At 72.6% G+C, this 24,670-nt stretch carries 29 protein-coding genes; 13 read left to right on the plus strand and 16 right to left on the minus strand.

Going from position 1 to position 24,670, the window contains the following annotated elements; translation table 11 throughout:
• Positions 1-4 precede the first annotated feature (4 nt).
• Both ACIHCX_RS30860 and ACIHCX_RS30865 read right to left on the minus strand, forming a co-directional pair.
• Positions 5-1,003 carry an anion permease gene (locus ACIHCX_RS30860; protein ID WP_400035268.1) on the minus strand — a complete coding sequence of 333 codons (999 nt, stop codon included), beginning with the start codon at positions 1,001-1,003 and terminating at the stop codon, positions 5-7.
• A 7-nt stretch (positions 1,004-1,010) separates the two neighbouring features.
• Entirely contained in the window at positions 1,011-1,631 is a 621-nt protein-coding gene (locus ACIHCX_RS30865) for a DUF47 domain-containing protein (protein WP_400035270.1), read from the minus strand.
• A 215-nt stretch (positions 1,632-1,846) separates the two neighbouring features.
• On the opposite strand from ACIHCX_RS30865, the gene ACIHCX_RS30870 reads away from it, so the two are divergent.
• Positions 1,847-2,200 (plus strand): metal-sensitive transcriptional regulator, encoded by a 354-nt coding sequence (locus ACIHCX_RS30870; protein ID WP_400035272.1) that lies wholly within the window; start codon positions 1,847-1,849, stop codon positions 2,198-2,200.
• Between the two features lie 71 nt (positions 2,201-2,271).
• On the opposite strand, the gene ACIHCX_RS30875 is transcribed toward ACIHCX_RS30870, so the two are convergent.
• Entirely contained in the window at positions 2,272-2,442 is a 171-nt protein-coding gene (locus tag ACIHCX_RS30875; protein WP_400035274.1) for a hypothetical protein, read from the minus strand.
• Positions 2,443-2,595: 153 nt separating this feature from the next.
• Positions 2,596-3,432, minus strand: a complete 837-nt coding sequence (locus tag ACIHCX_RS30880; RefSeq protein ID WP_400035276.1) for a hypothetical protein — start codon at positions 3,430-3,432, stop codon at positions 2,596-2,598.
• Between the two features lie 206 nt (positions 3,433-3,638).
• Here ACIHCX_RS30880 and ACIHCX_RS30885 point away from each other — a divergent pair, with 206 nt between their 5' ends.
• A complete protein-coding gene (locus ACIHCX_RS30885) occupies positions 3,639-3,812 on the plus strand; it encodes a hypothetical protein (protein WP_400035278.1) in 174 nt (57 codons plus the stop codon).
• An 85-nt stretch (positions 3,813-3,897) separates the two neighbouring features.
• Here ACIHCX_RS30885 and ACIHCX_RS30890 read toward each other — a convergent pair whose 3' ends face one another.
• The 10 genes from ACIHCX_RS30890 to ACIHCX_RS30935 form a co-directional block, all read right to left on the minus strand.
• A complete protein-coding gene (locus ACIHCX_RS30890; RefSeq protein ID WP_400035280.1) occupies positions 3,898-4,326 on the minus strand; it encodes an NUDIX hydrolase in 429 nt (142 codons plus the stop codon).
• A 17-nt stretch (positions 4,327-4,343) separates the two neighbouring features.
• Positions 4,344-5,462 (minus strand): CHAD domain-containing protein, encoded by a 1,119-nt coding sequence (locus ACIHCX_RS30895; RefSeq protein ID WP_400035282.1) that lies wholly within the window; start codon positions 5,460-5,462, stop codon positions 4,344-4,346.
• Positions 5,443-7,731: an RNA degradosome polyphosphate kinase gene (locus ACIHCX_RS30900; protein WP_400035284.1), complete on the minus strand. Its 2,289-nt coding sequence runs from the start codon at positions 7,729-7,731 to the stop codon at positions 5,443-5,445. Before ACIHCX_RS30900 ends, ACIHCX_RS30895 begins: the two co-directional genes overlap by 20 nt.
• A 430-nt stretch (positions 7,732-8,161) precedes the next feature.
• The gene (gene mshD / locus ACIHCX_RS30905) at positions 8,162-9,082 is read right to left on the minus strand and encodes a mycothiol synthase (RefSeq protein ID WP_400035286.1); all 921 of its coding nucleotides are present in this window, start codon (positions 9,080-9,082) and stop codon (positions 8,162-8,164) included.
• A 52-nt stretch (positions 9,083-9,134) separates the two neighbouring features.
• A complete protein-coding gene (locus ACIHCX_RS30910; RefSeq protein ID WP_400035288.1) occupies positions 9,135-10,592 on the minus strand; it encodes an ATP-binding protein in 1,458 nt (485 codons plus the stop codon).
• Positions 10,589-11,323 carry a response regulator transcription factor gene (locus ACIHCX_RS30915; protein ID WP_400035290.1) on the minus strand — a complete coding sequence of 245 codons (735 nt, stop codon included), beginning with the start codon at positions 11,321-11,323 and terminating at the stop codon, positions 10,589-10,591. The genes ACIHCX_RS30910 and ACIHCX_RS30915 overlap by 4 nt, the downstream gene beginning before the upstream one ends.
• A 117-nt stretch (positions 11,324-11,440) precedes the next feature.
• The gene (locus tag ACIHCX_RS30920; RefSeq protein ID WP_400035292.1) at positions 11,441-11,659 is read right to left on the minus strand and encodes a hypothetical protein; all 219 of its coding nucleotides are present in this window, start codon (positions 11,657-11,659) and stop codon (positions 11,441-11,443) included.
• Between the two features lie 69 nt (positions 11,660-11,728).
• Positions 11,729-12,862 carry a S1C family serine protease gene (locus tag ACIHCX_RS30925; RefSeq protein ID WP_400035294.1) on the minus strand — a complete coding sequence of 378 codons (1,134 nt, stop codon included), beginning with the start codon at positions 12,860-12,862 and terminating at the stop codon, positions 11,729-11,731.
• 144 nt (positions 12,863-13,006) lie between these two features.
• Positions 13,007-14,029: a LacI family DNA-binding transcriptional regulator gene (locus ACIHCX_RS30930; protein WP_400035296.1), complete on the minus strand. Its 1,023-nt coding sequence runs from the start codon at positions 14,027-14,029 to the stop codon at positions 13,007-13,009.
• A gap of 86 nt (positions 14,030-14,115) precedes the next feature.
• Positions 14,116-14,892 (minus strand): response regulator transcription factor, encoded by a 777-nt coding sequence (locus ACIHCX_RS30935; RefSeq protein WP_400035298.1) that lies wholly within the window; start codon positions 14,890-14,892, stop codon positions 14,116-14,118.
• 240 nt (positions 14,893-15,132) lie between these two features.
• Between ACIHCX_RS30935 and ACIHCX_RS30940 the strand changes: the two genes are divergently transcribed.
• The 3 genes from ACIHCX_RS30940 to ACIHCX_RS30950 are packed head-to-tail and all read left to right on the plus strand — an operon-like array spanning position 15,133 to position 17,768.
• Positions 15,133-16,032 carry an alpha/beta hydrolase gene (locus ACIHCX_RS30940; RefSeq protein WP_400035300.1) on the plus strand — a complete coding sequence of 300 codons (900 nt, stop codon included), beginning with the start codon at positions 15,133-15,135 and terminating at the stop codon, positions 16,030-16,032.
• A gap of 37 nt (positions 16,033-16,069) precedes the next feature.
• Positions 16,070-16,324 carry a MoaD/ThiS family protein gene (locus ACIHCX_RS30945; RefSeq protein WP_400035302.1) on the plus strand — a complete coding sequence of 85 codons (255 nt, stop codon included), beginning with the start codon at positions 16,070-16,072 and terminating at the stop codon, positions 16,322-16,324.
• Positions 16,325-16,328: 4 nt separating this feature from the next.
• On the plus strand, positions 16,329-17,768 hold the full coding sequence (locus ACIHCX_RS30950; RefSeq protein WP_400035304.1) for a hypothetical protein: 1,440 nt from the start codon (positions 16,329-16,331) through the stop codon (positions 17,766-17,768).
• A gap of 90 nt (positions 17,769-17,858) precedes the next feature.
• Here the strand turns inward: ACIHCX_RS30950 and ACIHCX_RS30955 are convergent, their stop codons facing one another.
• On the minus strand, positions 17,859-18,746 hold the full coding sequence (locus ACIHCX_RS30955; RefSeq protein WP_400035306.1) for a LysR family transcriptional regulator: 888 nt from the start codon (positions 18,744-18,746) through the stop codon (positions 17,859-17,861).
• 87 nt (positions 18,747-18,833) lie between these two features.
• Here ACIHCX_RS30955 and ACIHCX_RS30960 point away from each other — a divergent pair, with 87 nt between their 5' ends.
• The 8 genes from ACIHCX_RS30960 (at position 18,834) to ACIHCX_RS30995 (ending at position 24,271) form a co-directional block, all read left to right on the plus strand.
• Positions 18,834-20,033, plus strand: coding sequence for a thiolase family protein (locus ACIHCX_RS30960; protein WP_400035308.1), 1,200 nt, complete (start codon positions 18,834-18,836; stop codon positions 20,031-20,033).
• On the plus strand, positions 20,030-20,698 hold the full coding sequence (locus tag ACIHCX_RS30965) for a 3-oxoacid CoA-transferase subunit A (RefSeq protein ID WP_400035310.1): 669 nt from the start codon (positions 20,030-20,032) through the stop codon (positions 20,696-20,698). Before ACIHCX_RS30960 ends, ACIHCX_RS30965 begins: the two co-directional genes overlap by 4 nt.
• A complete protein-coding gene (locus tag ACIHCX_RS30970; RefSeq protein WP_400035312.1) occupies positions 20,695-21,360 on the plus strand; it encodes a 3-oxoacid CoA-transferase subunit B in 666 nt (221 codons plus the stop codon). The genes ACIHCX_RS30965 and ACIHCX_RS30970 overlap by 4 nt, the downstream gene beginning before the upstream one ends.
• 180 nt (positions 21,361-21,540) lie before the next feature.
• Positions 21,541-22,272, plus strand: a complete 732-nt coding sequence (locus ACIHCX_RS30975; protein WP_400035314.1) for a DUF2993 domain-containing protein — start codon at positions 21,541-21,543, stop codon at positions 22,270-22,272.
• A 206-nt stretch (positions 22,273-22,478) separates the two neighbouring features.
• A complete protein-coding gene (locus tag ACIHCX_RS30980) occupies positions 22,479-22,559 on the plus strand; it encodes an Ms5788A family Cys-rich leader peptide (RefSeq protein ID WP_400035584.1) in 81 nt (26 codons plus the stop codon).
• Between the two features lie 142 nt (positions 22,560-22,701).
• Complete coding sequence (locus tag ACIHCX_RS30985) at positions 22,702-23,547, plus strand: sulfurtransferase (protein ID WP_400035316.1); 846 nt, start codon at positions 22,702-22,704, stop codon at positions 23,545-23,547.
• A gap of 49 nt (positions 23,548-23,596) precedes the next feature.
• Entirely contained in the window at positions 23,597-23,884 is a 288-nt protein-coding gene (locus ACIHCX_RS30990) for a DUF1416 domain-containing protein (RefSeq protein WP_010351646.1), read from the plus strand.
• A 129-nt stretch (positions 23,885-24,013) separates the two neighbouring features.
• Positions 24,014-24,271 (plus strand): DUF3099 domain-containing protein, encoded by a 258-nt coding sequence (locus tag ACIHCX_RS30995; protein ID WP_400035318.1) that lies wholly within the window; start codon positions 24,014-24,016, stop codon positions 24,269-24,271.
• A 34-nt stretch (positions 24,272-24,305) separates the two neighbouring features.
• Here the strand turns inward: ACIHCX_RS30995 and ACIHCX_RS31000 are convergent, their stop codons facing one another.
• On the minus strand, positions 24,306-24,668 hold the full coding sequence (locus tag ACIHCX_RS31000) for a DsrE family protein (RefSeq protein ID WP_400035320.1): 363 nt from the start codon (positions 24,666-24,668) through the stop codon (positions 24,306-24,308).
• Positions 24,669-24,670 lie beyond the last annotated feature (2 nt).

The raw sequence follows: 24,670 nt of genomic DNA on the forward strand, positions 1-24,670 counted from the left end.
GCTGCTACAGGAACGCCAGCCTGATCAGCCAGAAGGCGCAGGCCGCCACGATCGCCGCGGCCGGCATGGTGATGAACCAGCCCAGGACGATGTTCTTCGCGACGCCCCAGCGGACGGCGTTGACCCGCTTCGTCGCGCCCACACCCATGATCGCCGAGGTGATGACGTGGGTCGTGGAGATCGGCGCCTTGAAGAGGTACGCCGTGGCGAACATGATCGACGCGCCGGTCGTCTCGGCGGCGAAGCCCTGCGGCGGGTCCAGTTCGATGATCTTGCGGCCCAGGGTGCGCATGATGCGCCAGCCGCCCGCGTAGGTGCCCAGTGACAGCATGAGCGCGGAGATCAGCTTCACCCATACCGGGATCGGGTCGCCGTAGGTCTCGACGCCGCCGATGACCAGGGCCATCACCACGACACCCATGGTCTTCTGGGCGTCCTGGAGGCCGTGTCCGAGCGCCATGCCGGCCGCCGACACGGTCTGCGCTATGCGGAAGCCGCGCTTGGCCTTGTGGGGGTTGGTGCGGCGGAAGATCCACATGATCGCCGTCATGACCAGGTAGCCGACGATCAGGCCGACCACCGGCGACAGGAACATCGGGGTGACGATCTTGTCGAGCACGCCGGACCAGTACACCGTCGTGCCGCCCGCGAGCGCCGCGCCCACCATGCCGCCGAACAGGGCGTGCGAGGAGGACGAGGGCAGGCCGAAGTACCAGGTGATCAGGTTCCAGACGATGGCCCCGAGGAGCGCGGAGAAGAGGATGCCCATCCCCTTGCCGCCGGTGGGCGTCTGGATCAGACCCTCGCTGACGGTCTTGGCGACCCCGCTGCCGAGGAAGGCGCCGAGGAGGTTCATCGCCGCGGCCATCGCCAGCGCGGCGCGGGGGGTGAGCGCCCGTGTCGACACGGAGGTCGCGATGGCGTTGGCGGAGTCGTGGAAGCCGTTGGTGTAGGCGAAGCCGAGAGCGACCAGGACGGTCAGGATGAGAGCGAAGGTGTCCATGGACGCCTCAGGACTCCTTGACCGCGATGGTCTCCACCGTGTTCGCCACGTGCTCGAAGGCGTCCGCGGCCTCCTCCAGCACGTCCACGATCTGCTTGAGCTTCAGCACCTCGATCGCGTCGTACTTGCCGTTGAACAGGTGCGCGAGCAGCTTGCGGTGGATCTGGTCCGCCTGGTTCTCCAGGCGGTTCACCTCGATCCAGTACTCGGTGAGGTTGTCCATGGTCCGCAGGTGCGGCATGGCCTCGGCCGTCAGCTCCGCGGCCCTGGCCAGCACCTCGATCTGCTGCTCGACGCCCTTGGGCAGTTCCTCGACGTTGTAGAGGACGACCAGGTCGACGGCCTCCTCCATGAAGTCCATGATGTCGTCGAGGGACGACGCGAGGGTGTAGATGTCCTCGCGGTCGAAGGGCGTGATGAACGAGGAGTTCAGCTGGTGGAAGATCGCATGCGTGGCGTCGTCACCGGCGTGTTCCGCGGCCCGCATACGCTCTGCGATCTCGGCCCGGGCGGAAGCGTCCGCCCCGAGCAGTTCCATCAGGAGTTTCGAGCCCGTGACGATGTTGTCCGCGGACGCGGCGAACATGTCGTAGAAGCTCGTCTCCCTGGGGGTCAGACGAAAGCGCACGTGGGGTCCTCGGGGTGCTGCGGTTCGGGTCAGGGTGATGTTAAGCGCATCATCCGGCCACGGCTAAGGGGCCGTCCCCCAGTGTCGCCCATGGACCGCCGTGCTCCACACGGGGGCATGCCCAGACTGCTGCTACCCGGCAGAATTCGTTACGATATACCCGCCAGGGGTATATCACCTCGGTGTGTACCGAGAATTCCGAGAGCGGGGACGCGATGACGACCACCGAGGCCGGCGCGACGGCACCCTCCGAGAACGTGAGCGGAATCACCGGACACGAGCCCGTCACGCACGGTTACCACAAGCAGAAGGACGAGCACCTCAAGCGGCTCCGCCGGATCGAGGGCCAGATCCGCGGGCTGCAGCGGATGGTCGACGAGGACGTCTACTGCATCGACATACTCACCCAGGTGTCCGCCTCCACCAAGGCCCTGCAGTCCTTCGCCCTGCAACTGCTGGAGGAGCACCTGCGGCACTGCGTCGCCGACGCGGCCCGCAAGGGTGGATCGGAGATCGACGCGAAGGTGGAGGAGGCCACGAAGGCGATCGGGCGGCTGCTGCGCACCTGAGGCCGACCGGCCCGGGCCGCTGCCGGGCATCCGGCGGTCAGCAGTCCGGGCCGCGGCCGGGCATCCGGCGCTCAGCGGCCCACGCGGGCCTCGCGCTCCTCGGCCACCCGCAGCACCTCGTCGATGCTCTCCAGGCTGAGCCGCTCCTCGGCGGCCGAGGCCGCGATGATCAGCTCGCCGCACAGCTCTATCTCGGCGAGGGCCACGTGGTCCTGAACCGCCGTACCGCCGAGCGGAGCCACGTGCTCACCTCTTCTCTGCCGTCTGCCGCCGCCGGCTTCCTAGGGTAGGGAGCGGCCTCCGCGCGGCGCATGGCACCAAAGGGCTAGTCCCGCCGGTCATTTCTCGGCCCGTTCGGGCCTTGTCCCGGCGCGCGGCTCGGCTTACGGCTCGACTCAGGGCTCGGCGATCCGCCCGGTGTAGATGTCCTGCGGTCGCGGCAGCGTCACGGTCACCGGGGTCCCGAAGGCGGACAGCAGCGTGGTGGAGAAGACGGCGACGGTCCGTCCCAGCTGCCCGTTGACGAAGGCGAAGCTCTGCTGGAGCTTGCGGATGCGGCCCTGGTCGTCGAGGTAGACGTCGAACGGCACCGAGGCCGTGGCGAACCCTTTCGCCGCGGCCTCCAGGGCGGCCTCGTCGGCCACCGTGGCGCTCTTCGCCGCCAGGGCGAGATCGGCGGTGCCCCGGTAGTGCCGGACCGAGACCCCCGCGACCTCGGTCCGCTCCACATACGTCGCCGTGCGCGTGCCGCGCAGCACCTCGGCGGCGGCGAACGGGTCGGTGGCGCCGCCGGTGACCAGGTTGCCGTCCACGAGCGTGGCCGTGTCCACCCGCACCCACTTGTCGGCCGGCACGCCCGCTCCCCTGTTCTTCATGAACAGGGCGCCCGGTGCGAGAAGCTCGGTGATCGGGACGTGCTCGTCGGCCCCGGCCGGGTCCTGCGGCAGCACCAGCGTCAGCCGCCCGCGCTGCCCGCGGAAGTCGTAGCCGCCCTCGCCGCGGATCGTCACACGGGTTCCGCCGGTGGCCATCTCCATCGCCGTACGGGCCCGCGCGCTGCCCGCCTCCAGCAGCACGTCCGGCGCCTGGCGCAGGGTCTGCACCGGGTCGGGCGCGGCGCGCGCGTCCTCGGCCGCCGCTCCGCCGCCGGAGCATCCGGTGGCGCACGCGCCGGCCAGGACGGCCGCCGCGAGCACCGCGCCGCCCGTCCCGGCCCGCGTGCCCGGACTCACCCGAGCACGAGCAGGAGGGACATCCAGCCGCCGCCGCTCCGCCATCGCCCTGCCTACCCCCAGCTGCTACGTCCGTCACGGGCCCCTGTCGTCCGGTCAACGACGAGTGGGTGGCCCCCGTCACGCACGCACCCGATCCACAGGGGGTCGTAACGTCCCGTTCACCTGGCGTAGCTACATTTGTCGCCGTGGTGCAGCATGAGGGTTTGAGCCCTGCCCAGGAGGACCGCGGGATCCGGGACGCCGTGGGACACCGTGCGTCGACCGTCGAACAGGGCCGCTTCTGCCTGGCCCGGTGCAGCTGCGGCTGGCGCGGCCCCGCCCGCCGGGCCCGCAGCCTGGCCCGCACGGACGCACTCGGACACGAGGGCGGCGCCTAGGGCCTGTTGCGCAACGGGCCCTGACTGCATTGCTCATGAGCGACAGCCGGCCGGCCAGGGTCTGTCGTCGAACCGGTGTGCGTGCTCAGCCGGGACGGAGGGCCGTCGGCAGTTCGTCGGTCAGTTCGCGGTCGCGGAACTGGGTGAGCCGCTTCCGGGCTTCGGCCGGGGACAGCCACAGGACGCGGTCCACCTCCTTGTTGGGGCTGAAGCGTCCCGCCGTGGCCTCGGCCGCCCAGTAGCGGACCTGTTTGGGCCGGCCGCCCGCCATGTAGGTCACGGTGCTCAGTTCGGCGCCGGGAACGGCGACGTAGCCCGTCTCCTCCGCCACCTCGCGCACGGCGCCCGCCAGCGGGTCCTCGCCGCGCTTGAGCTTGCCCTTGGGGTGGGACCAGTCGTCGTACTTCGGGCGGTGGACCAGGCACAGCTGGAGCGTGCCGTCCAGCGGCGAGCGGCGCCACAGCACACACCCGGCCGCCAGGACGGGTGTGTCGTTCGCGTCGAGATCGGTCACCGTGCTCACCCGTTCTGTCAGCCGGCGCCGACGGCCTGCTTCTGCCACGACTGCTGGAAGGCGAACCTGGCCGCCTCCACCTCGTGCCGCTGGTCCGCGTGCAGCACGCCGAGCGCGTACGCCGTCGCCGGGGCGATGCGCGGGGTGCGGGCCGCCGAGGCCGCGGCGGCCGCCGCCTCTGAGGCGTCGCGGTGCCGGTCGAGGGCCTGGCCGGCCGTCAGCAGACGCACGTTCACCGGCGCCCCCGCGGGCTCTCGGCCCCGCTCGTCGCGCAGGGAGGGACCCCCGGCCCCGTCGAGGACCTCGCGGGCGTACCGGTGCAGGCGCAGCAGCAGGCGGACCTGGTGCCAGGGGGCGTCCTGCGGGTGCGGGGAGGGGTCCGGGGACAGGCCGTGGACCAGGGCCTCCGCGTTGTACGGGCTGCCGGCGGTGACCAGCGGGAGGGCGGCCACGGCGTCCGTCAGGCGCTCCCGGGCGGCGTCGGCCAGGGGAGTCAGGTCCGCGGTGGCGGCGGCGGGGGTGAGCGGGACGTCGCTGGCGAGTACGGCCACCTTGTCCGCGACGGCGTGGAAGCGCGCGGAGCCCAGCGCCTGGAGGGCTGTCGAGTGCGCCCGGGTCCGGGCCAGGCCGAGCTGGCGCTCCAGCAGGGCGCCCGCCTTCGCCGCGCCCACGGTGAGCTTGCCGCGGTCCGTGGTGCGACCGCCCGCGGCCTCCTCGGTGGGCTGGGCGGGGAGGACCGCTGTCCCGGAGAGCCGGTGCAGGGCCAGCAGCAGCCGTTCCAGGCAGGCCTGGCAGGCGTGCTCCCGGGCCAGGGTGCCGGACAGCCAGGCCAGTTCCGGACACAGCTCCGCCGACCAGGCCTCCTCGACCAGGGGGCGGAAGGTGTGCAGGCTGCCGCTGATGCGGCGGGCCGAGCGGCGCAGGGCGCGCGCGGCGTCGACGGACTCCTGCGTGCCGTGCCCCGTGCCGCCGGTCTCGCGGTGCAGGCGCAGCGCGCGGAGGAACTCGGTGGCCTGGGCCCGCAGATAGCACGCGAGGGCTTCGGCGGTGGGGACACCGCCCTGCTCGGGCGCGGGCGGCAGCTCGCGGGAGCCCCCGGCCGTGGAGTCCGTCGGGTCAAGGTGTTGCTGTGCCACGCCGGCGCCTCCGGGCGTCTATGAGCATCTCCTGGATGTTGCGCAGGGGCTGGCCGTCCGAGTCGGTCGCGTACCGGGTCCACTCGCCGTCCGGGCCGAGGTGCCAGGAGGAGGTGGTGTCGGACATACCGGTCTCCACCAGCCGGTTGAGGGCCGCACGGTGAGCGGGGTCGGTGACCCGGACCAGGGCCTCGATACGGCGGTCGAGGTTGCGGTGCATCATGTCGGCGCTGCCGATCCACACCTCGGGCTCGCCGCTGTTGCCGAAGACGAAGACCCGGGAGTGCTCGAGGAAGCGGCCGAGGATCGAGTGGACGCGGATGTTCTCCGACAGGCCGGGCACGCCGGGGCGCAGGGCGCAGATGCCGCGCACCAGCACGTCGACCGGCACCCCGGCCTGGGAGGCGCGGTAGAGCGCGTCGACGACGGCCTCGTCGACCATCGAGTTCACCTTGATGCGGATGAAGGCGGGACGTCCGGCGCGGTGGTGCTGGATCTCCTTGTTGATCCGGGAGATCAGCCCGTCGCGCAGGGACTTGGGGGCGACAAGGAGCCGGCGGTAGGTCTCGCGGCGGGAGTAGCCGGAGAGGCGGTTGAACAGGTCCGAGAGGTCCGCGCCGACCTGCGGGTCGGCGGTGAGCAGGCCGAGGTCCTCGTAGAGGCGGGCGGTCTTCGGGTGGTAGTTGCCGGTGCCGACGTGGCTGTAGCGCCGCAGCGTGTCGTCGCCCTCCTGGCGCACCACCAGGGACAGCTTGCAGTGGGTCTTCAGGCCGACCAGGCCGTAGACGACGTGGCAGCCGGCCTCCTCCAGCTTGCGCGCCCACTTGATGTTGGCCTGCTCGTCGAAGCGGGCCTTGATCTCGACCAGGACGAGGACCTGCTTGCCGGACTCGGCGGCGTCGATGAGCGCGTCGACTATGGGGGAGTCGCCGGAGGTCCGGTACAGGGTCTGCTTGATCGCGAGGACGTCCGGGTCGGCGGCGGCCTGCTCGAGGAAGGCCTGCACGGAGGTCGAGAAGGAGTCGTAGGGGTGGTGCAGGAGCACGTCCCGGCTGCGCAGTGCCGCGAAGATGTCGGGGGCCGAGGCGGACTCCACCTCTGCCAGTTCCCGGTTGATGCCGGCCACGAACTTGGGGTACTTCAGCTCGGGCCGGTCGAGGCCGTGGATGCGGAAGAGGCCGGTGAGGTCCAGGGGGCCGGGCAGCGGGTACACCTCGGCCTCGCTGATCTTCAGCTCGCGCACCAGCAGGTCGAGCACCTCGCGGTCGATGGACTCCTCGACCTCCAGGCGCACCGGCGGCCCGAAGCGGCGCCGCATGAGCTCCTTCTCCAGCGCCTGGAGCAGGTTCTCGGCGTCGTCCTCCTCGACCTCCAGGTCCTCGTTGCGGGTGAGCCGGAAGGCGTGGTGCTCCAGGACCTCCATGCCCGGGAACAGCTCCTCCAGGTGGGCGGCGATGACGTCCTCGAGGGGGACGTAGCGGCCCGGGGAGCTCTCCAGGAAGCGGGACAGCAGCGGGGGCACCTTGACGCGGGCGAAGTGGCGGTGGCCGGTGACCGGGTTGCGTACGACCACGGCCAGGTTCAGGGACAGGCCGGAGATGTACGGGAAGGGGTGCGCGGGGTCGACCGCCAGCGGGGTCAGCACGGGGAAGATGCGGTGCCGGAAGAGCGTGAACAGGCGGGCCTGCTCCTTCTCCGTGAGCTCGCCCCAGCGGACCAGGTGGATGCCCTCCTCCGCGAGTGCGGGGGCGACGTCCTCGTGGTAGCAGGCGGCGTGCCGGGCCATGAGCTCGCGCGAGCGGGCCCAGATCATCTCCAGCACCTCGCGCGGTTGCAGCCCGGAGGCGGACTGGGTGGCCACGCCGGTGGCGATGCGGCGTTTCAGTCCTGCGACCCGGACCATGAAGAACTCGTCCAGGTTGCTGGCGAAGATCGCGAGGAAGTTCGTGCGTTCCAGCAGGGGGGTTGCCGGGTCCTCGGCGAGTTCGAGGACGCGCTCGTTGAAGGCGAGCCAGCTGCGCTCCCGGTCCAGGAAACGGCCCTGCGGCAGCTGCTCCCCCTCGGCCAGTGCCTCCACGTATCCGTCGAGGTCGGCGTCGATGTCCGGTTCCAGATCGGAGACCGTGGCCGCCACGGTGTGCGGGCGGTGCGCGGCGATGGAGCCCACGGAGGGCTGCGGGTGCGGTGCGGTGGCGGGCCCCGCGGGATCTCCCACGCGGGTGGTGGGAGCCGGCGGGGTCTGCGCTGCCTGGGTGTCTGGCTGGCTCATGAACCCATTCTTCCGCGTCTGCGGCAGGACGGGCGCGTCGAAAGGCACGCGCGGGAGCGCGGCGGCGGTGCCCTCGCGGGGCGGCTCGGGCTCGGGCGCGGCGGGCTTCACCGCCTGAGCGTCGCAAGACCGTCTGAACCAATGGTTACGGCCACATGACGTGCGGGACACCGGGGAGCGGCCCACCGGCGACGACGCGAGCCTCCACGGGGCGCACGGCGCCGGAAACCTGCCCCGGCGACGGAGGGTTGGCAACCGCCCGTCGACCGATCGACCCGAGGCGGGTCGCCCGCGGGCCGGAAAGGCGGAGCGGCGGGCCCAGGCCTCCGGGTGGTGGCCGGCCGGTCATGGACGCGCGAAGTGGCCGGCAGGCCGGTCCGTGGGTGGTGGGGCCCCGACTGTGCACCGGGGGGCGGAGGGGCCGGGGCGGTCAGGTTTCCGTGCGGTACATGAGGTCGGTCTCGTAGGTCGTGAAGCCCAGGCGTTCGTAGACGGCGACCGCCGCCTTGTTGTCGGCGTCGACGTAGAGCATGGCCGTCGGCAGGTCCCGTGCGGCCAGGTGGCGCAGGCCGATCAGGGTGAGGGCCTTGCCGAGGCCGCCGCCCTGGGCGCCGGGGCGGACACCGAGGACGTACACCTCGCCGAGGCGTTCCTCCCCGTGGACCTTGGTCCAGTGGAAGCCGACCAGCCGGCCTTCGCGCTCGGCGAGGAAGAACCCCTGCGGGTCGAACCACGGCTGCGCCGTGCGGTCGTCGAGGTCGCGCTGGGTGAGCGAGCCCTGCTCGGGGTGATGGGCGAACGCCTCCGCGTTCACGGCGAGCCAGGCGGCGTCGTCCCGGCCGGGCTCGAAGGCCCGCACGCTCACGCCCTCCGGCAGCACCGGCTCGGGCAGGTCGAGGTCCGTCAACGGCCTCCGCATCTGCCGCAGTTCGCGGAACAGGGTCAGCCCGAGGACCTGAGCCAGATGCCGTGCGGCGGACTGGCCCCCGTGCGCCCACACCCGCAGCCGCTTGCCGGACGCGGCCAGCAGCGCGGACCCGAGCGCCCGCCCGTGACCGTGCCCGCGGTGCAGCGGATGCACGACCAGCTCGGCGGTGGGCGCCTCCACCGGGTCGGTGTCCTCCAGCTGCGCGTAGCCGACGAGTTCGCCGTCGACGGTCAGCAGCAGATGGGACACCCCCTCGCGGGCCCCGCCCCGCAGCTGGAGCCGGCCCTGCTCGGACACCGCCTGCCGTCCGTCGGTGCGGGCGGCCGCCGCCAGCAGTCCGAGCACGGCTTCTGCCTGGTCCGGGGCGAGCGCGGCGAGGGTCTCCAGGGAGCGGGCGGTCGGTGCGGTGTCGTCGCTGGTCATGGATATGAGGGTAAGGGGTTCACCCGCCCGGTGAGCGGGCCTTCGGCGCGCCTCAGGCGACGCCGGGCGCCTCCGGGGGCGGGACGGGCGCGCCCGGCAGCCGTACCGTCGCCACCGTGCCGGCGCCCCCGGCCGGTGCCAGGGTGACCTCGCCGCCCGCCCGTTGGACGGTGCGGGCGACGATGGACAGGCCGAGCCCCGAGCCGGGCAGCGCACGGGCGCTCGGGGAGCGCCAGAAGCGGTCGAAGACGTGGGGGAGTTCGTCGGCGGGGATGCCGGGACCGTGGTCGCGGACGGTGAGGACGCCCTGCTCCAGGGCGACGTCGATCGTGCCGCCCTCGGGGCTGAACTTCACCGCGTTGTCGAGGACGTTGACGATCGCCCGCTCCAGCGCGGACGGCTCGGCCCGTACGAACCAGGGGTTCAGGTGCGCCGTTATGGTCAGATCCGGGCCGCGCAGCCGGGCACGGCGCAGCGCCGCCTCCACGGTGTCCTGGAAGGCGATCACCTGGACGCGTTCGCCCCGCTGCCCGTCCGAGCGCGACAGCTCCTGCAAGTCGCCGATCAGGGAAGCCAGTTCGGTCATCTGCGCCTTGACCGAGGCGAGCAGCGCCTTGCGGTCGGCCTCGGGGAGCGGCCGGCCGGTCTCCTCGCTGCGGGTGAGGAGTTCGATGTTCGTCCGCAGTGAGGTGAGCGGGGTGCGCAGCTCGTGGCCGGCGTCCGCGATCAGCTGCTGCTGAAGGTCCCGGGAACTGGCCAGCGCGGAGGTCATGGAGTTGAAGGAGCGGGACAGCCGGGCGATCTCGTCCTCGCTGTCGTCCTCCACGGGGATGCGGATCGTCAGGTCCTCGGTGCGTGCCACGTGCTCCACCGCCTCGGTGAACTTGTCCACGGGGCGCAGCCCGGCGCGGGCCACGGCGAGGCCGGCGGCCCCGGCGCCGACGACTCCCACGCCGGAGACGAAGAGGAGCAGCAGGGCCAGGTCGTTGAGGGTGTTCTCGGTGTCCTTCAGGGAGAGTCCGAGCATGAAGGCGATGCCCGGGTACGCGTCGGAGTTGGGACCGGGGCCCATCGGGACGGCGACGGTCATCACCCGGACGTTGTTGCCGTCGGTGTCGGTGGTGGTGTGGAAGGTGCGCTCGCGCAGATCGGGGTTGGCGGCCACCCCGCTGTCCACGGCGGTGACCTTGATGACGCCCGGGGACCGGCTGTCCACGCAGAACTTGCCCTGGGCCGTCACCAGCTGCACGTAGAGATAGGAGCGCTGCATGTCGCCCGGCGAGTTGTCCGTCGTCTGGGAGCAGTTGGCCGCCATCGCGGACGCCGTGGTGGCGGTCACCCTGCCGTAGCTCGCGAGCCGGCCGTCGACCTCGTCGTACAGCTTCCCCTGGACGATGAACCAGCAGGTGAGGGAGACCGCCGCCACCGCGAACGCCACCGCCGCCGCCACCAGCAGCGCCAGTCGGGACCGGATCGGCAGCGCACGGAAGCGGCGCAGCGCCTTCCTCACTCCGCGCCGCCCTGCCGCAGGACGTACCCCACCCCGCGCACCGTGTGCACGAGGCGGGGTTCGCCTCCGGCCTCGGTCTTGCGGCGCAGGTACATGACGTAGACGTCGAGGGAGTTCGACGAGGGCTCGAAGTCGAAGCCCCAGACCGCCTTGAGGATCTGCTCGCGGGTGAGCACCTGGCGCGGATGGGCCATGAACATCTCCAGCAGGGTGAACTCCGTGCGGGTCAGCTCCACCTGCCGGCCGCCCCGCGTGACCTCGCGGGTGGCGAGGTCCATGCGCAGGTCGGCGAAGGTGAGGGCCTCGTCCTCCTGGGCGGCGCCCGCCACGGCCGCGGCGTAGGTGCTGCGCCGCAGCAGTGCCCGGATGCGGGCGAACAGCTCGTCCAGTTCGAAGGGCTTGACCAGGTAGTCGTCCGCCCCGGCGTCCAGGCCGGTGACCCGGTCGCCGACCGTGTCGCGGGCGGTCAGCATCAGGATGGGGGTGGTGTCGCCTGCGCCCCGGATGCGGCGGGCGGCGGTCAGGCCGTCCATCCGCGGCATCTGGATGTCGAGGACGACCAGGTCGGGCTGGCAGGAGGCCGCCTTGTCCAGCGCGTCCGCGCCGTCCACGGCGACCTCGGTCTCGTATCCCTCGAAGGCGAGGCTGCGCTGGAGTGCTTCGCGTACCGCCGGCTCGTCGTCGACGATCAGGATGCGCTGGGGATCACGGTCGCCTTCGGCGGGACTCATCGGTCGTCGTTCCTCGGATCGCTGGGGCCTCGGGACCGGTCGGCCCTCGGGCTGGACGCTCTCAGCCTCGCATGTTTCGGTGCGGCGGGGTGCGGCGCGCGGGGCGCGCGCCGCAGCTCAGGCCGCGACCGCGATGATCCGCCGCAGCGGCACCTTGTGCCGGTGGGGGCGTGCGGCGGAGGTGCGCAGGCCCATCAGCTGGGGGACCACGGCCGCCTCGGGCACGCGGTTCGCCGGGCTGTGCGGCTGCTTCACGACGGCGCGGGCCAGGGTGATGCCGGCGAGGGTGGTGGCGTCGATGGTGTCCGTCGTCTCGTGCACAACGTGCTGGATCATGTCGTACTCCTTGTCGAACGGTGCCGGACGCTGTCCGGGGGCTGTCCGGGCTCCTGCCGGTGTCGTGCCTCAGCTCTGGGAGCCGGAGCGCAGTGTGGCGAGGTCGGACTTGACGGTGTTGATCGGGATGGCGAAGCCGAGGCCGACGCTGCCGGCGTTGGACGAGTCCGAGGCCGACGTGGACGAGTACATCGCCGAGTTGATGCCGACGACGTTGCCGCTCGCGTCGATCAGCGCGCCGCCGGAGTTGCCCGGGTTGAGGGACGCGTCGGTCTGTATCGCCTGGTAGGTGGTGGTGGAGGAGCCGGTGTCGCCGTTGAACTGGCGGCCGCCGAACTGGAAGGGCCAGCCGCCGCCACCACCACCCTGCTGTCCCTGGTTCTCGTCGGTGGAGACCGTCACGTCCCGGTGCAGGGCGGAGACGATGCCGCTGGTGACGGTGCCGGTCAGGCCCTCCGGGGAGCCGATCGCGACGACCTGGTCGCCGACCGTCAGCCCGTCGGAGTCGCCGAGGGCCGCCGCCTTGAGGTCGGAGGCGTTCCGCAGCTTGATCAGGGCGAGGTCCTTGGAGCTGTCGGTGCCCACGACCCGCGCGGAGTACGAGGTGCCGTCGCTGGTGCGCACCTTGATCGAGGACGCGCCCGCGATGACGTGGTTGTTGGTGACGACCTCGCCGTCGCTGGTGACGACCACGCCGGAGCCGGTGGAGGTGCCGTTGTCGAGGGTGGCGTTGATCTCGACGACGCTCGGGGTGACCGCCTTGGCGATCGCGGCGATGCTGCCGCGCTGGCTGGCGGCCACCACGTTGGTGGTGCTGCTGGAGGCGACCGTGTCCGTGCCGGTCAGCTTCTGGAAGGCGAAAGCGGTGCCGCCGCCCACGGCGGCCGAGGCGATCGCCACCGCGGCGAGCAGGGCGAGCGGGCCCCGGGCGCGCTTGCGGGACGCCGAGGCGTGCGCGGGTCCCGACGGGCCGGCCGGGAAGGCGGCGGTGTCGCCGCCGTCCGCGCCGCCCTGACCGCCGGGGGCGCCCGACCAGGCCGCGAACGGCTGGGCCGGGGGGTACGACGGCGGGGGAGGCCACTCCGGATTCACCGGGGCGGAGGCCTGCCGCTGGTCCGCCGACTGCACGGAGTCGGCAGCCGGGGCCTGACCGTCACCCTCGGGGTGTTCGTACTCGCCGCTGCGGCGGATGCTCTCGCTCATGACATTGAGAATGTCCCGGGATCATGAGAGCTTCCTGAGTCTGCGCTGAGAAGCCCGACAGAACCTCGTATGCCCGATATAAGTACGTTCCCCGAGAGGTCCCTGCCGACAGGGAACCACGAGGTGAGGGGGGCGGGGAGGCGCCTAGTCGCAGCCGCAGGACCTGCGTGCCACCAGCCGTGACGGGAACAGCTTCAGCCGTTCCCGGCGTGAGCCGGCCACGCGGATCCCGTCGTCCAGCACCAGGTCCACCGCCGCGCGGGCCATCGCCGACCGGTCGGAGGCGACCGTCGTCAGCGGCGGGTCCGTCAGCGCCGCCTCCTTGATGTCGTCGAAACCGGCGACCGCGAGTTCGCCGGGGACGTCGATGCGCAGCTCGCGCGCGGCCCGCAGCAGGCCGATCGCCTGGTCGTCGGTGGAGCAGAAGATCGCCGGAGGGCGGTCCGGGCCGGCGAGGATCTCCAGGCCGATCCGATAGGCGTCGTAGCGGTTGTACGGCGCCTCGAACAGGCGCCCCTCCGTCGGGATGCCGGCCTCCTCCATGGCGCGCCGCCAGCCCTCGACGTGGTCGGACACGGGGTCGCCCACGGCGGGCGTCTCGGCGGTGCCGCCGACGCAGGCGACGTAGTCGTGGCCGTGCTCCAGCAGGTGCCGCACGGCGATCTGGGCGCCGCCCAGGTCGTCGGTGACCACGGCCACGTCGTCGATGGCCTCGGGGCGCTCGTGCAGCAGCACCACCCGGGCGTCCCAGGCGTCGATCTCGGCGGCGGCGAGGTCGTTCAGCGCGTGGCTGACCAGGATCAGACCGGAGACGCGCATGCCGAGGAACGCGCGCAGATAGTGGACCTCGCGCTCGGCGACGTAGTCGGAGTTGCCGACGAGGACCATCTTCCCGCGCTCGGCGGCGGCCCACTCCACCGCGTGCGCCATCTCCCCGAAGAAGGGCTGGCGGGCGTCCGGGACGATCAGGCCTATGAGGTCGGTGCGCCGCGAGGCCATGGCCTGGGCCACCCGGTCGGGCCGGTACCCCAGCTCCTTGATCGCGGCGAGGACGCGCTCGCGGGTGGCCGGGGCGACCGGCCGGGGTCCGTTGTTGATCACATAGCTGACGACGGCGGTCGACGTCCCCGCCAGCCGCGCCACGTCGTCCCGAGTCACCTTGGCCACGCGCGGAGTCTACGCGGATGGACCCGCTTCCGGGCAGGGCGTACCGGAGCGTGGACGCCGTTGCGGCACGCCCGTGGGAGCGCTTCTCACCTCTCCGCGCGGGCCCGCCCCGCCGGGGTGTCCTGATTCTCCGGCTTTGGCTGGACGGACCCGGCCTTCTTCGTGTCCGCGGTGTCCCCGGCGCGGTCCGTCTTCTCGGGCGTAACGAATCGGTAACCGACATTGCGGACCGTCCCGATCAGCGATTCGTGCTCGGGGCCGAACTTGGCCCGCAGCCGCCGCACGTGGACGTCGACGGTCCGGGTGCCGCCGAAGTAGTCGTAGCCCCAGACCTCCTGGAGGAGCTGGGCGCGGGTGAAGACGCGGCCCGGGTGCTGCGCGAGGTACTTCAGCAGCTCGAACTCCTTGAAGGTGAGGTCCAGCACCCGGCCCTTGAGCCGAGCGCTGTAGGTCGCCTCGTCCACGGACAGGTCGCCGCTGCGGATCTCCATGGGGGAGTCGTCGTCGACGATCTGCCGACGGCCCAGGGCCAGCCGGATGCGGGCCTCCACCTCGGCGGGACCGGCGGTGTCCAGGAGCACGTCGTCGATGCCCCAGTCGGCGGTGACGGCCGCCAGGCCGCCCTCGGTCACCACGAGGACCAGCGGGCAGCCGAGGCCGGTGGAGCGCAGCAGCCGGCACAGGCCGCGCACCTGCGGCAGGTCGCGCCGCCCGTCGACCAGGACGACGTCGGCGCCCGGGGCGTCCACGAGCGCGGGCCCCTCCGCCGGAGCCACCCGCACGTTGTGCAGCAGCAGGCCGAGGGCGGGGAGCACTTCGGCCGACGGCTGGAGTGCGTTGGTCAGCAGCAGCAGTGAACTCATCGCGCCTCTTCCCCGGGTTGTCGGCCGCGCCCCGGCAGGGGTGACCCCCCTGCCCGGGCCGTCCTCCGTGCCCGCACCGTTCGCTCGTCCATGGCGTCTGGTTCCTCCTCGGGTCCCTGCCCATGCGATCGACGGGCCGTGCACCTGCGCGGTCTCCCGCGCCCTGTACAACGCTTCCGAAAGCACGAAAGGACCCGGGGGCTGCGCTGCCCGAGTCCTCTTCGCAGCAGAATAGCCGATATGAGGTCGGGATCGGCAGGTCGTGTGGCGCGTTCGACGGACGTCCGGGAGGGCGGGGCCCCGCCGGGCACGGGCGTCGGGGGCGCGGTCAGGACGTTCCTGCGCTCGGCCGACGGGGTGGCGCTCGACGCCCTGTACGAGCCGGGCGCGGCCGCGCACGACGGTTCCGGCGGCGGGCGTGGCGACCGCGACGATTGCGTGTTCGTGGTCGCCCACGGTTTCACCGGCGACCTGGACCGGCCGCACGTGCGCCGGGTGGCGCGGGCCCTGGCGCGCCACGGCGCCGTGGTCACCTTCTCCTTCCGCGGCCACGGGGCCTCCGGCGGGCGCTCGACCGTCGGTGACCGCGAGGTGCTGGACCTGGCGGCGGCGGTGGCCTGGGCGCGCGGGTTCGGGCACGCGCGCGTGGCGACCGTCGGCTTCTCCATGGGCGGCTCGGTGGTGCTGCGGCACGCGGCCCTGCACGGCGGCCCGGCGGACGCCGCACCGGGCGAGGGGCGCGCGGACACGCGTACGGACGCCGTGGTCTCCGTCAGCTCGCCCGCGCGCTGGTACTACCGGGGCACGGCCCCCATGCGCCGGCTGCACTGGCTGGTCACACGCCCCGAGGGCCGCCTGCTGGGCCGCTACGGGCTGCGCACCCGCATCCACCACCGCGACTGGGACCCGGTCCCGCTCCCGCCGTTCCAGGCGGCTGCGCGGATCGCGCCCACCCCGCTGCTGATCGTGCACGGCGACCGGGACGGCTACTTCCCCCTCGACCACCCCCGGATGCTCGCCGCGGCCGCCGGTGACCACGGGGAACTGTGGCTGGAGTCCGGCATGGGCCACGCCGAGAACGCCGCCGCCGACGAACTCCTGCACCGCATCGCGCGCTGGACCCTCGCACAGGCGGGCTAGCCTGACCCTGTTCATAGACGAGTGATCGAGGGACGGGATGGCAGAGGTCACGGTGCGCTACTGGGCGGCGGCGAAAGCCGCGGCGGGGGTCGCCGAGGAACCGTACGAGGCGCAGACGCTCGCCGAGGTGCTCGACGCGGTGCGCGGACGGCACCCCGGTGAGCTGGTCCGCGTACTGCGGCGGTGCTCGTTCCTCATCGACGGCGACCCGGTGGGGACGCGCGCGCATGAGACGGTACGGCTGACCGAGGGCGGCACGGTCGAGGTGCTCCCCCCGTTCGCAGGAGGGTGAGCGCATGACCGACCGGCCGTATGAGGGGTCCCCCGGGTCTCCGTACGACAACCCCTACAGCGGGTACGACCCGTACGCGGGGCAGTACCCCCAGCAGCCCGCCGCGCAACAGCCGTACCCGCAGGCCCAGCCGCAGGCGCCCGCCGCGCAGCAGCCGTACCCCCAGCAGCCGTACCCGCAGGCGCCCGCGGCACAGCAGCCGTACCCGCACGCGCAGCCGCAGGCGCCCGCCGCGCAGCAGGCCCACCCGCACGGCGAGTCGCAGGCGTGGCCCGGGCAGCAGCAGGCGTACGGGGACCCGCACGCGGCCGAGCCGTACACGCAGCAGTGGCAGGGGCAGACCTGGGACAGCCAGACGCACGTCCGGCCTCCAGCCGTCGCCGCCGAGACGGCGTACCTGCCCCCGGTGGGACACCAGGGGCCGGTCGCGGCCCACGGGGTCCAGGGTGCCGGGGTCCAGGGCGGCGGGGGTCATGGTGGGCAGGCGCCTTCCTACGCGTCGCAGTCGCAGCAGCAGCAGCCGCAGGCTCCGGCCCCGTCCGCCGCCGCGGAGACGGCGTACCTGCCCCCGGTGGGGCAGCACGCGCCGCAGCCGCAGGCCGCCGCCCCGGCCGCCGCCGCGACGGCGGCCGACCCCGCCGGGGACGGGCCCGACTACGGCCCAGCGACCGTTGCCGGCAACGCCCGGGTCACCGACGCGCAGCGGGCCCGGGCCGAGGGACGTTCGCCGATCATCGAGCCCGGAATGCAGCCGGCCGCGCTCACGGCGCTGCTGGGCCTGCTGCTGGCCGGTGCGGCGGAACTCGGCGTCTACGGGCTGCTCCTGCCGCTGGTCGTGCTCCAGGGCGTGACGGCCGCGGGCTGGTTCCGGCTGAACGGCATGTGGCCCGCCCGGCAGGGCATCGCCCTCGGCTTCGCGGGCGCGCTCGCCGCGGACGTGGTGGTGCTCGCCGCGGGCCGCGAACACGCGCCCGCCGCGATCCTGGGCACGCTCGGGGTGTGGGTGCTGCTCTCCCTCGTCCTCCAGCTGCGTTCCCACGCGGACCCGGACGAGCGGATGTACGGCCTGATGGCGACCGTCGCCGCGGCGGCGCTGGCGATCGTGGCGACCGGCTATCTGGCCGCCCCGCCGGACGCGGTCGCGGTCGGCGCGGTGGCGGTCGCGGTGGCCGTCCTGGCGCGGGCGCTCCCGCTGCCCACGCCGGCCTCGGTGGCCGTCGCGCTGCTCGCGGCGGCGGTCGCGGGCGTCGCGGTCGGCGGCATGACGGACCTGGGTGCCAAGGGCGCGCTGCTCGGCGCGGGCGCCGCGGTGTGCGCGCTGGTCGGACACCGCGCGGCCAGCTACGACTACCCCTCGCGCTTCGTGCACTTCACGGCCGGCGTCGCCCTGCCGCTGTCGGCCGCGGCGCCGGCGGTGTGGGTGCTGGGACGCGCGCTGGGCTAGGACCGGTTGCCGACGCGCCCGGAGCGAGGCGGCTCGTGAGGGCCCCTCGGGGGGACCGGGCGACGAGCAGGCGACGGCCGGGCGCGTCGGTCAGTTCGAGACCACCGACCGCACGACGTCGGCCACGCGGCGGACGACGGGGGAGGCCTCGGCGCGCCGGGCGAGGGCGAGGGGAGCGAACTCGGGCGCACCGGTGAGCGGGACGTACACGACGCCGTCCAGGCGCAGGGAGCGCACGGACTCGGGTACCAGGGCCACACCCATGCCGGCCGCGACGAAGACGACCAGCGTCCCGGTCTCGCTGACCTCGACGACGTCGGCAGGTTCGAAGCCGGCGCGGCGGCAGGCTTCGAGCACACGCGGTTGCATCGTCGAGCGGTGTCCGGCCGGATGGGTCACGAAGACCTCGTCCGCGAACGCGGCCAGGTCGACCGCGGACGAGCCGGCCAGCCGGTGGCCGGCCGGCAGCACCGCCACGAGCGGCTCGTCGCGCAGGTGGTGGATGACGAGGCCGCCGCCCGGCGCGGCCGAGGTCCGCAGCACGGCGAGGTCGAGCGTGCCCTCCCGGACGGCGTCCAACAGGTCGGGACCCAGGAGTTCGCCGCGCAGGTCGAGGTGGACGGCGGGAAGCTCGGCCCGAAGACGCTGGGCGACCAGGGGGAGCACGTCGTAGGTCGCGGTGCCGACGAATCCGAGGCGGACGCTGCCGGCCCGGCCGGCGGTGAGCAGGTCCAGTTCCGTGCGGGTCCGTTCCAGGGCGGCGATGATCTGCCCCGCGCGGTCCTGGAGCAGGCGCCCGGCCTCGGTGAGGTCGACATGGCGGGTGGAGCGGTCCAGGAGCGTCGTCCCGACCTCGCGCTCGAGCGTCTTGAGCTGCTGGGAGAGCGCCGGTTGCGCGATGTGCAGGCGCTGCGCCGCACGGCCGAAGTGACGCTCCTCGGCCAGGACCAGGAACGACCGCAGGTGCCGGATCTCCATGACCCCCAAATATAGTCGAGCAGCCTTATCAATGCGGTTCAATCAAGTATTGGACCGCATCAATCCGGCCTGCCTACCGTTGCGGATGTGACGACGAGCTTCGTATACACCACCGCCCGCACCCCGTTCGGCCGCTTCGGCGGCGCCCTGGCCGGCTCCCGCCCCGACGACCTGGCCGCGACCGCGCTCGCGGGCGCGCTTGCCAAGGCCCCGGACCTCGACCCCGAGCGCGTCGACGACGTCATCCTGGGCTGCGCCAACCAGGCCGGTGAGGACAACCGCAACGTCGGCCGGATGGCGGTGCTGCTGGCCGGGCTGCCGACCTCGGTGCCCGCCTCCACCGTCAACCGCCTCTGCGGCTCCTCGCTCGAGGCCCTCATCCAGGCCTCGCGCGCGATCGAGTCCGGCGACGCCGTCGTGGTGGCCGCCGGCGGCGTCGAGTCGATGACCCGCGCGCCCTGGGTGCTGCCCAAGCCCGAGAAGGCGTTCCCCGCCGCGAACGCCACCGCGTTCTCGACGACGCTCGGCTGGCGTCTGGTCAACCCCCGGATGCCCGCCGAGTGGACGGCGTCCCTCGGTGACTGCAACGAGCAGCTGCGGGAGCGGTTCGCGATCTCGCGGCTGCGGCAGGACGAGTTCGCCGCGCGCTCGCACCGGCTCGCGGCCGCCGCCTGGGACGCCGGGTTCTACGACGACCTCGTGGTGCCCGTCGACGGTGCCGACCTCGAACGCGACGAGAGCCTCCGCCCGGGCACCACCACCGAGAAGCTGGCCGGTCTCAGGACCGCGTTCCGCTCCGTCGAGCAGGGCGGCACGATCACGGCCGGCAACGCCAGCCCGCTCAGCGACGGCGCCTCGGCCATGCTGGTCGGCTCGGAGGCTGCCGCCGGCCTGCTGGGGGTGGCGCCGCTGGCCCGGGTCGCCGGTCGCGCGGCCTTCGCCCTCGACCCGCAGGACTTCGGCTTCGCGCCGGTCGAGGCGGCGCGGCGCGCGCTGCGCCGCGCCGGTATCACCTGGGACGACGTCGCCGCGGTCGAGCTCAACGAGGCGTTCGCGGTGCAGTCGCTGGCGTGTGTGGACGCCTGGGGGATCGACCCGGAGATCGTCAACACGAAGGGCGGGGCCATCTCGCTCGGCCACCCGCTGGGAGCGTCGGGCGGCCGGCTCGTCGGGACCCTTGCCGCACGGCTCGCCGAGTCCGGTGAGCACTGGGGCGTCGCCGCCGTCTGCATCGGTGTGGGCCAGGCCCTCGCCGTGGTTCTGGAGAACGTGGAGGCCACCAAGTGAGCGCGACCATCCTGGACTCGTACGACGAGGCCGTCGCCGACATCGCGGACGGCTCGACCGTTCTGGTCGGCGGCTTCGGCATGGCCGGCATGCCGGTGCGGCTCATCGACGCGCTCATCCGGCAGGGCGCCACCGACCTGACCGTCGTCTCGAACAACGCGGGCAACGGTGACACCGGCCTGGCGGCGCTGCTCGCCGCCGGACGGGTGCGCAAGGTGGTCTGCTCCTTCCCGCGGCAGTCCGACTCGTGGGTCTTCGACGGCCTCTACCGCGCCGGCCGGATCAAGCTCGAGGTCGTGCCGCAGGGCAACCTCGCCGAGCGGATGCGTGCCGCGGGCGCCGGAATCGGCGCGTTCTTCTGCCCCACCGCCGTCGGCACGCCGCTCGCGGAGGGCAAGGAGACCCGGGAGATCGACGGGCGTACCTACGTCCTCGAGTACCCGATCAAGGGGGATGTCGCGCTGATCGGCGCGCACGTCTCCGACACGATGGGCAACCTCGTCTACCGCAAGACCGCCCGCAACTTCGGTCCCGTGATGGCGACGGCGGCGCGCACGGTGATCGCGCAGGTGAACCGTGTCGTCCCGGTCGGCGGGCTCGACCCGGAGTCCGTCGTCACCCCGAGCATCTACGTAGACCGCGTCGTACCGGAGGAGCGGGCATGACCACGAGCACCACCAGCGAACCCCGTGACCGTCAGGCGATCGCCGCGGCCATCGCCGCCGACATCCCGCGCGGTTCCTACGTGAACCTGGGCATCGGGCAGCCCACGCTGGTCGCCGACCACCTGGCGTCCGACGCCGGGATCGTGCTGCACACCGAGAACGGCATGCTCAACATGGGCCCGGCGGCGACCGGCGACGCGATCGACCCCGACCTCACCAACGCCGGCAAGATCCCGGTCACCGAACTGCCCGGTGCGGCCTACTTCCACCACGCCGACTCCTTCGCGATGATGCGCGGCGGACACCTCGACGTGTGCGTGCTCGGCGCGTTCCAGGTGGCCGCGAACGGCGATCTGGCCAACTGGCACACCGGTGAGCCGGACGCCATCCCGGCCGTGGGCGGCGCCATGGACCTGGCGATCGGCGCCAAGCAGATCTGGGTGATGATGTCGCTGTTCACCAGGAGCGGCGAGTCGAAGCTGGTCGGGTCGTGCACCTATCCGCTCACCGGCGTCGGCTGCGTCGGCCGGGTCTACACCGATGTCGCGACCTTCGACCTGGCGCCGGCCCGCGACGGCGGCGCGGTCGTCGTCCGGGACCTCGCCGGCCTCACCTTCGACGAACTCGCCGCCCGGGTCGACGTCCCCCTCGTACGGGGCTGACGACCGGGTACACACCGACGACCCGGTACACGCCGTGCACGCCGACGAACCGGTGCACGACGGGGGCCGGGGCGTCTGTCACAGGTGATCGACAGTTTCCCGGCCGGGCCGCCCGGCCGGGATACGCTCGCGCCTGACGGCCCTCCGGTCGTCGGATCGCCGAGCCGAGGAGATCACCAGGTGCGCGCGCTGCGAATACTTCTGATCTTCGTCGTGGTCGTGGGCGTGCTGTTCGCGGTGGTCGATCGCGTCGCGGTCCATCTGGCGCAGGGGCAGGCGGCCGACCGGCTGAAGTCGGCCGAGAACCTGGCGAGCACCCCCGACGTGTCCATCAAGGGCTTCCCCTTCCTGACCCAGCTGGCGAGCGGCGAGCTGGACGACGTCGAGGTCGGCGTCAGGGATTACGAGGTGGCCACCGGCAACGGCGCGCGGAAGATCCGTGTCGACGGCTTCACGGCGGACCTGAAGGGCGTGCGGTTCTCCGGCGACTACCGCTCCGCCACCGCCGCCACCGCCACCGGCACCGCCACCATCGCCTACGACGAACTGCTCAAGGCCGCGAAGTCCGACTCCGCCAAGGTCGCCCCCGGCCTCACCGCCCGGGTGGTCGGCCTGTCCGACGGCGGCGACGGCAAGATCAAGGTCGAGGTCGAGGTCTCGGCGCTGGGTGTCAAGCAGCGCGTCTCCCTGCGCAGCTCGGCCGCTGTGCGGGGCCACAAGGTGGAGGTGCGCGCCGACTCCCTGCCCGTGGTCGGTGGCGTGCGGCTCCCCGAGGGCCCGGTCCGGTCGATCACGGACTTCCAGCAGGCGATCGACCGGCTCCCCACCGGGATCGAGCTGGACTCGGTCCGGGCGGCCGCGGACGGCGTCGAGATCACGCTGAAGGGTTCGGACGTCAAACTGGCCGGGTAGCCACGCGGTGGACGAGGAGTTGTCCGACTGGCGAGACGTCCTCGTCCGCACCGCAGATGCGCCGCGCGGCCGGGAGCGGGCGCGAGCGCCCGGAGGTCGTACGGCGACGGTCCGGGCGCTCCATCCATCCCACACATCGGACGATCATGTCTCAGCATTCGGCATGCCGGTGACACGCCCGCCCCTCCCTCCCTACGATCGACCCCATGCAGCGACAGGCGGATCTCACGAAGCGGCGGGCAGTGGACCTGTGCCGCGTTGCCGCCATGCTCTGTCGCCTTTCCTGAGCGGGAGCCCTCTCCCGCGTCCCTGCGCCCCGTAACGACCCGGGGCCCGCCCGCACGCCCTGTACGCCGGCACCCGAACGCGTACCCGTGTGCCCCCTCGCACTCGCACACCCCGCCGTACCTGCCCCGGAGGAGATTGAGCATGAGCCGCAGCGACGTCCTGGTCGACGCCGACTGGGTCCAGGAGCACCTGGACGACCCGAGCATCGCCATCGTCGAGGTGGACGAGGACACGTCCGCGTACGACAAGAACCACATCAAGAACGCCATCCGGATCGACTGGACCCAGGACCTCCAGGACCCGGTCCGCCGCGACTTCGTCGACCAGGCCGGCTTCGAGAAGCTCCTGTCGGAGAAGGGCATCGCCAACGACCACACGGTGATCCTCTACGGCGGCAACAACAACTGGTTCGCCTCGTACGCCTACTGGTACTTCAAGCTGTACGGCCACGAGAACGTCAAGCTCCTCGACGGCGGCCGCAAGAAGTGGGAGCTGGACGCCCGCGAGCTGGTCGACGGCACCGACGTGCCCGAGCGTGCCAGGACCGCGTACCGGGCCAAGCCGCAGGACAGCTCCATCCGCGCGTTCCGCGACGAGGTCGTGGCGGCGATCGGCAAGCTGAACATCGTCGACGTCCGGTCGCCCGACGAGTTCTCCGGCAAGCTGCTCGCCCCGGCCCACCTGCCGCAGGAGCAGTCGCAGCGCCCCGGCCACGTGCCGACCTCCCGGAACATCCCGTGGTCCAAGAACGCCAACGACGACGGCACCTTCAAGTCGGACGAGGACCTCAAGGCCCTCTACGAGGCCGAGCAGGTCGACCTGGCGAAGGACACCATCGCCCTGTGCCGCATCGGTGAGCGCTCCGCGCTGACCTGGTTCGTCCTGCACGAGCTGCTCGAAGTCCCGAACGTCAAGAACTACGACGGCTCCTGGACCGAGTACGGCTCCCTGGTGGGCGTGCCGATCGAGCTCGGCGCCGGCAAGTAAGCACGACGGTTCAGACCGTTTCGACCTCATCGAACCTCTGGAGAAGCACATGTGTGGAGCGAAGGCCGGCGGCCCGGACGCCTCGACGATCAAGCCCGGTGAGACGACGATCCAGGGTCAGGTGACCCGCGACGGCGAGCCGGTGACGGGCTACGTCCGTCTGCTGGACTCGACCGGCGAGTTCACCGCGGAGGTCCCCACCTCCGCCACGGGCCAGTTCCGGTTCTACGCGGCCGAGGGCACCTGGACCGTCCGCGCCCTCGTCCCCGGCGCCACCGCCGACCGCACGGTCGTCGCCCAGCAGGGTGGCCTCGCGGAGGTCGCGATCGCGGTCTGAGCGGTCGGAGCAACGCACGGCCGAAGGGCCGCACCCCACGGGTTGGACACCCGGGGTGCGGCCCTTTCGGCGTGCTTGCCGGCGTTCTCGCCCCGGCACGGCGTGCCCGTGCGGACCTACCCTTGAGGTATGTACGCGCGACGTCGGCACGTCTACTTCGCCATGATGGCCGTCTGCATCGGGCTGTTCGTCCTGGCCTGGGGCGTCGTGCGCATCTGGTCGGTCCCCGCGGCCGTCGGCATGTGCCTGGTCGCCATGGTGATCCCGCCGGTCGCCGCCATGGTCGCCAACCGGCGCGGGCCCGAGGACCGCTGGTGGGACGACCCGTCCGGCGATCCCAAGTCCGACGAGTGGTGGGACGAGCTGGACGGCAAGAAGCGGCGTTGACCTCCGCCGCACACCGACCTCGCCGCGGGGCGCCTCAGTAGACGAGCGCCTGCGTCTCGTCCCCGAGGGCCTCCTGGACGAAGACCTGCGAGCCCGCGATCCGCACGCCCTCGATCACGTCCTGCTCGGTGATCTCGCGCCGCGCCGCGCACTGGGTGCACAGCGTGATCCGGCCGGCCGCCAGGATCGAGTCGATCAGCTCGGGCAGCGGCGCGGCGTGCGGCAGTTCGAACTCGGCGGCCCGACCCGGCAGCGCGAACCACGAGGACTCCCCGGTCAGCCACAGGGAGACGTCGACCCCGCTCGCCACGGCCACCGCCGCGACGTTGAACGCCTGCGAGCACCGCTCAGGGGCGTCCGCCCCCGCCGTCACCTTGATCACGAGCTTCTTCGCCATGC

Origin of the sequence: Streptomyces sp. NPDC052043, assembly GCF_044548235.1 — a bacterium.
Taxonomy (GTDB): domain Bacteria; phylum Actinomycetota; class Actinomycetes; order Streptomycetales; family Streptomycetaceae; genus Streptomyces.

Excerpts from the sequence above, each read along its gene's own strand:
- ACIHCX_RS30860 (WP_400035268.1), bottom strand. The coding sequence starts at position 1,003 with ATGGACACCTTCGCTCTCATCCTGACCGTCCTGGTCGCTCTCGGCTTC.
- ACIHCX_RS30870 (WP_400035272.1), top strand. The coding sequence starts at position 1,847 with ATGACGACCACCGAGGCCGGCGCGACGGCACCCTCCGAGAACGTGAGC.
- ACIHCX_RS30900 (WP_400035284.1), bottom strand. The coding sequence starts at position 7,731 with ATGAGCCAGCCAGACACCCAGGCAGCGCAGACCCCGCCGGCTCCCACC.
- mshD (WP_400035286.1), bottom strand. The coding sequence starts at position 9,082 with ATGACCAGCGACGACACCGCACCGACCGCCCGCTCCCTGGAGACCCTC.
- ACIHCX_RS30915 (WP_400035290.1), bottom strand. The coding sequence starts at position 11,323 with ATGAGTCCCGCCGAAGGCGACCGTGATCCCCAGCGCATCCTGATCGTC.
- ACIHCX_RS30920 (WP_400035292.1), bottom strand. The coding sequence starts at position 11,659 with ATGATCCAGCACGTTGTGCACGAGACGACGGACACCATCGACGCCACC.
- ACIHCX_RS30925 (WP_400035294.1), bottom strand. The coding sequence starts at position 12,862 with ATGAGCGAGAGCATCCGCCGCAGCGGCGAGTACGAACACCCCGAGGGT.
- ACIHCX_RS30935 (WP_400035298.1), bottom strand. The coding sequence starts at position 14,892 with ATGAGTTCACTGCTGCTGCTGACCAACGCACTCCAGCCGTCGGCCGAA.
- ACIHCX_RS30940 (WP_400035300.1), top strand. The coding sequence starts at position 15,133 with ATGAGGTCGGGATCGGCAGGTCGTGTGGCGCGTTCGACGGACGTCCGG.
- ACIHCX_RS30945 (WP_400035302.1), top strand. The coding sequence starts at position 16,070 with ATGGCAGAGGTCACGGTGCGCTACTGGGCGGCGGCGAAAGCCGCGGCG.
- ACIHCX_RS30950 (WP_400035304.1), top strand. The coding sequence starts at position 16,329 with ATGACCGACCGGCCGTATGAGGGGTCCCCCGGGTCTCCGTACGACAAC.
- ACIHCX_RS30955 (WP_400035306.1), bottom strand. The coding sequence starts at position 18,746 with ATGGAGATCCGGCACCTGCGGTCGTTCCTGGTCCTGGCCGAGGAGCGT.
- ACIHCX_RS30970 (WP_400035312.1), top strand. The coding sequence starts at position 20,695 with ATGACCACGAGCACCACCAGCGAACCCCGTGACCGTCAGGCGATCGCC.
- ACIHCX_RS30980 (WP_400035584.1), top strand. The coding sequence starts at position 22,479 with ATGCAGCGACAGGCGGATCTCACGAAGCGGCGGGCAGTGGACCTGTGC.
- ACIHCX_RS30985 (WP_400035316.1), top strand. The coding sequence starts at position 22,702 with ATGAGCCGCAGCGACGTCCTGGTCGACGCCGACTGGGTCCAGGAGCAC.
- ACIHCX_RS30990 (WP_010351646.1), top strand. The coding sequence starts at position 23,597 with ATGTGTGGAGCGAAGGCCGGCGGCCCGGACGCCTCGACGATCAAGCCC.
- ACIHCX_RS30995 (WP_400035318.1), top strand. The coding sequence starts at position 24,014 with ATGTACGCGCGACGTCGGCACGTCTACTTCGCCATGATGGCCGTCTGC.
- ACIHCX_RS31000 (WP_400035320.1), bottom strand. The coding sequence starts at position 24,668 with ATGGCGAAGAAGCTCGTGATCAAGGTGACGGCGGGGGCGGACGCCCCT.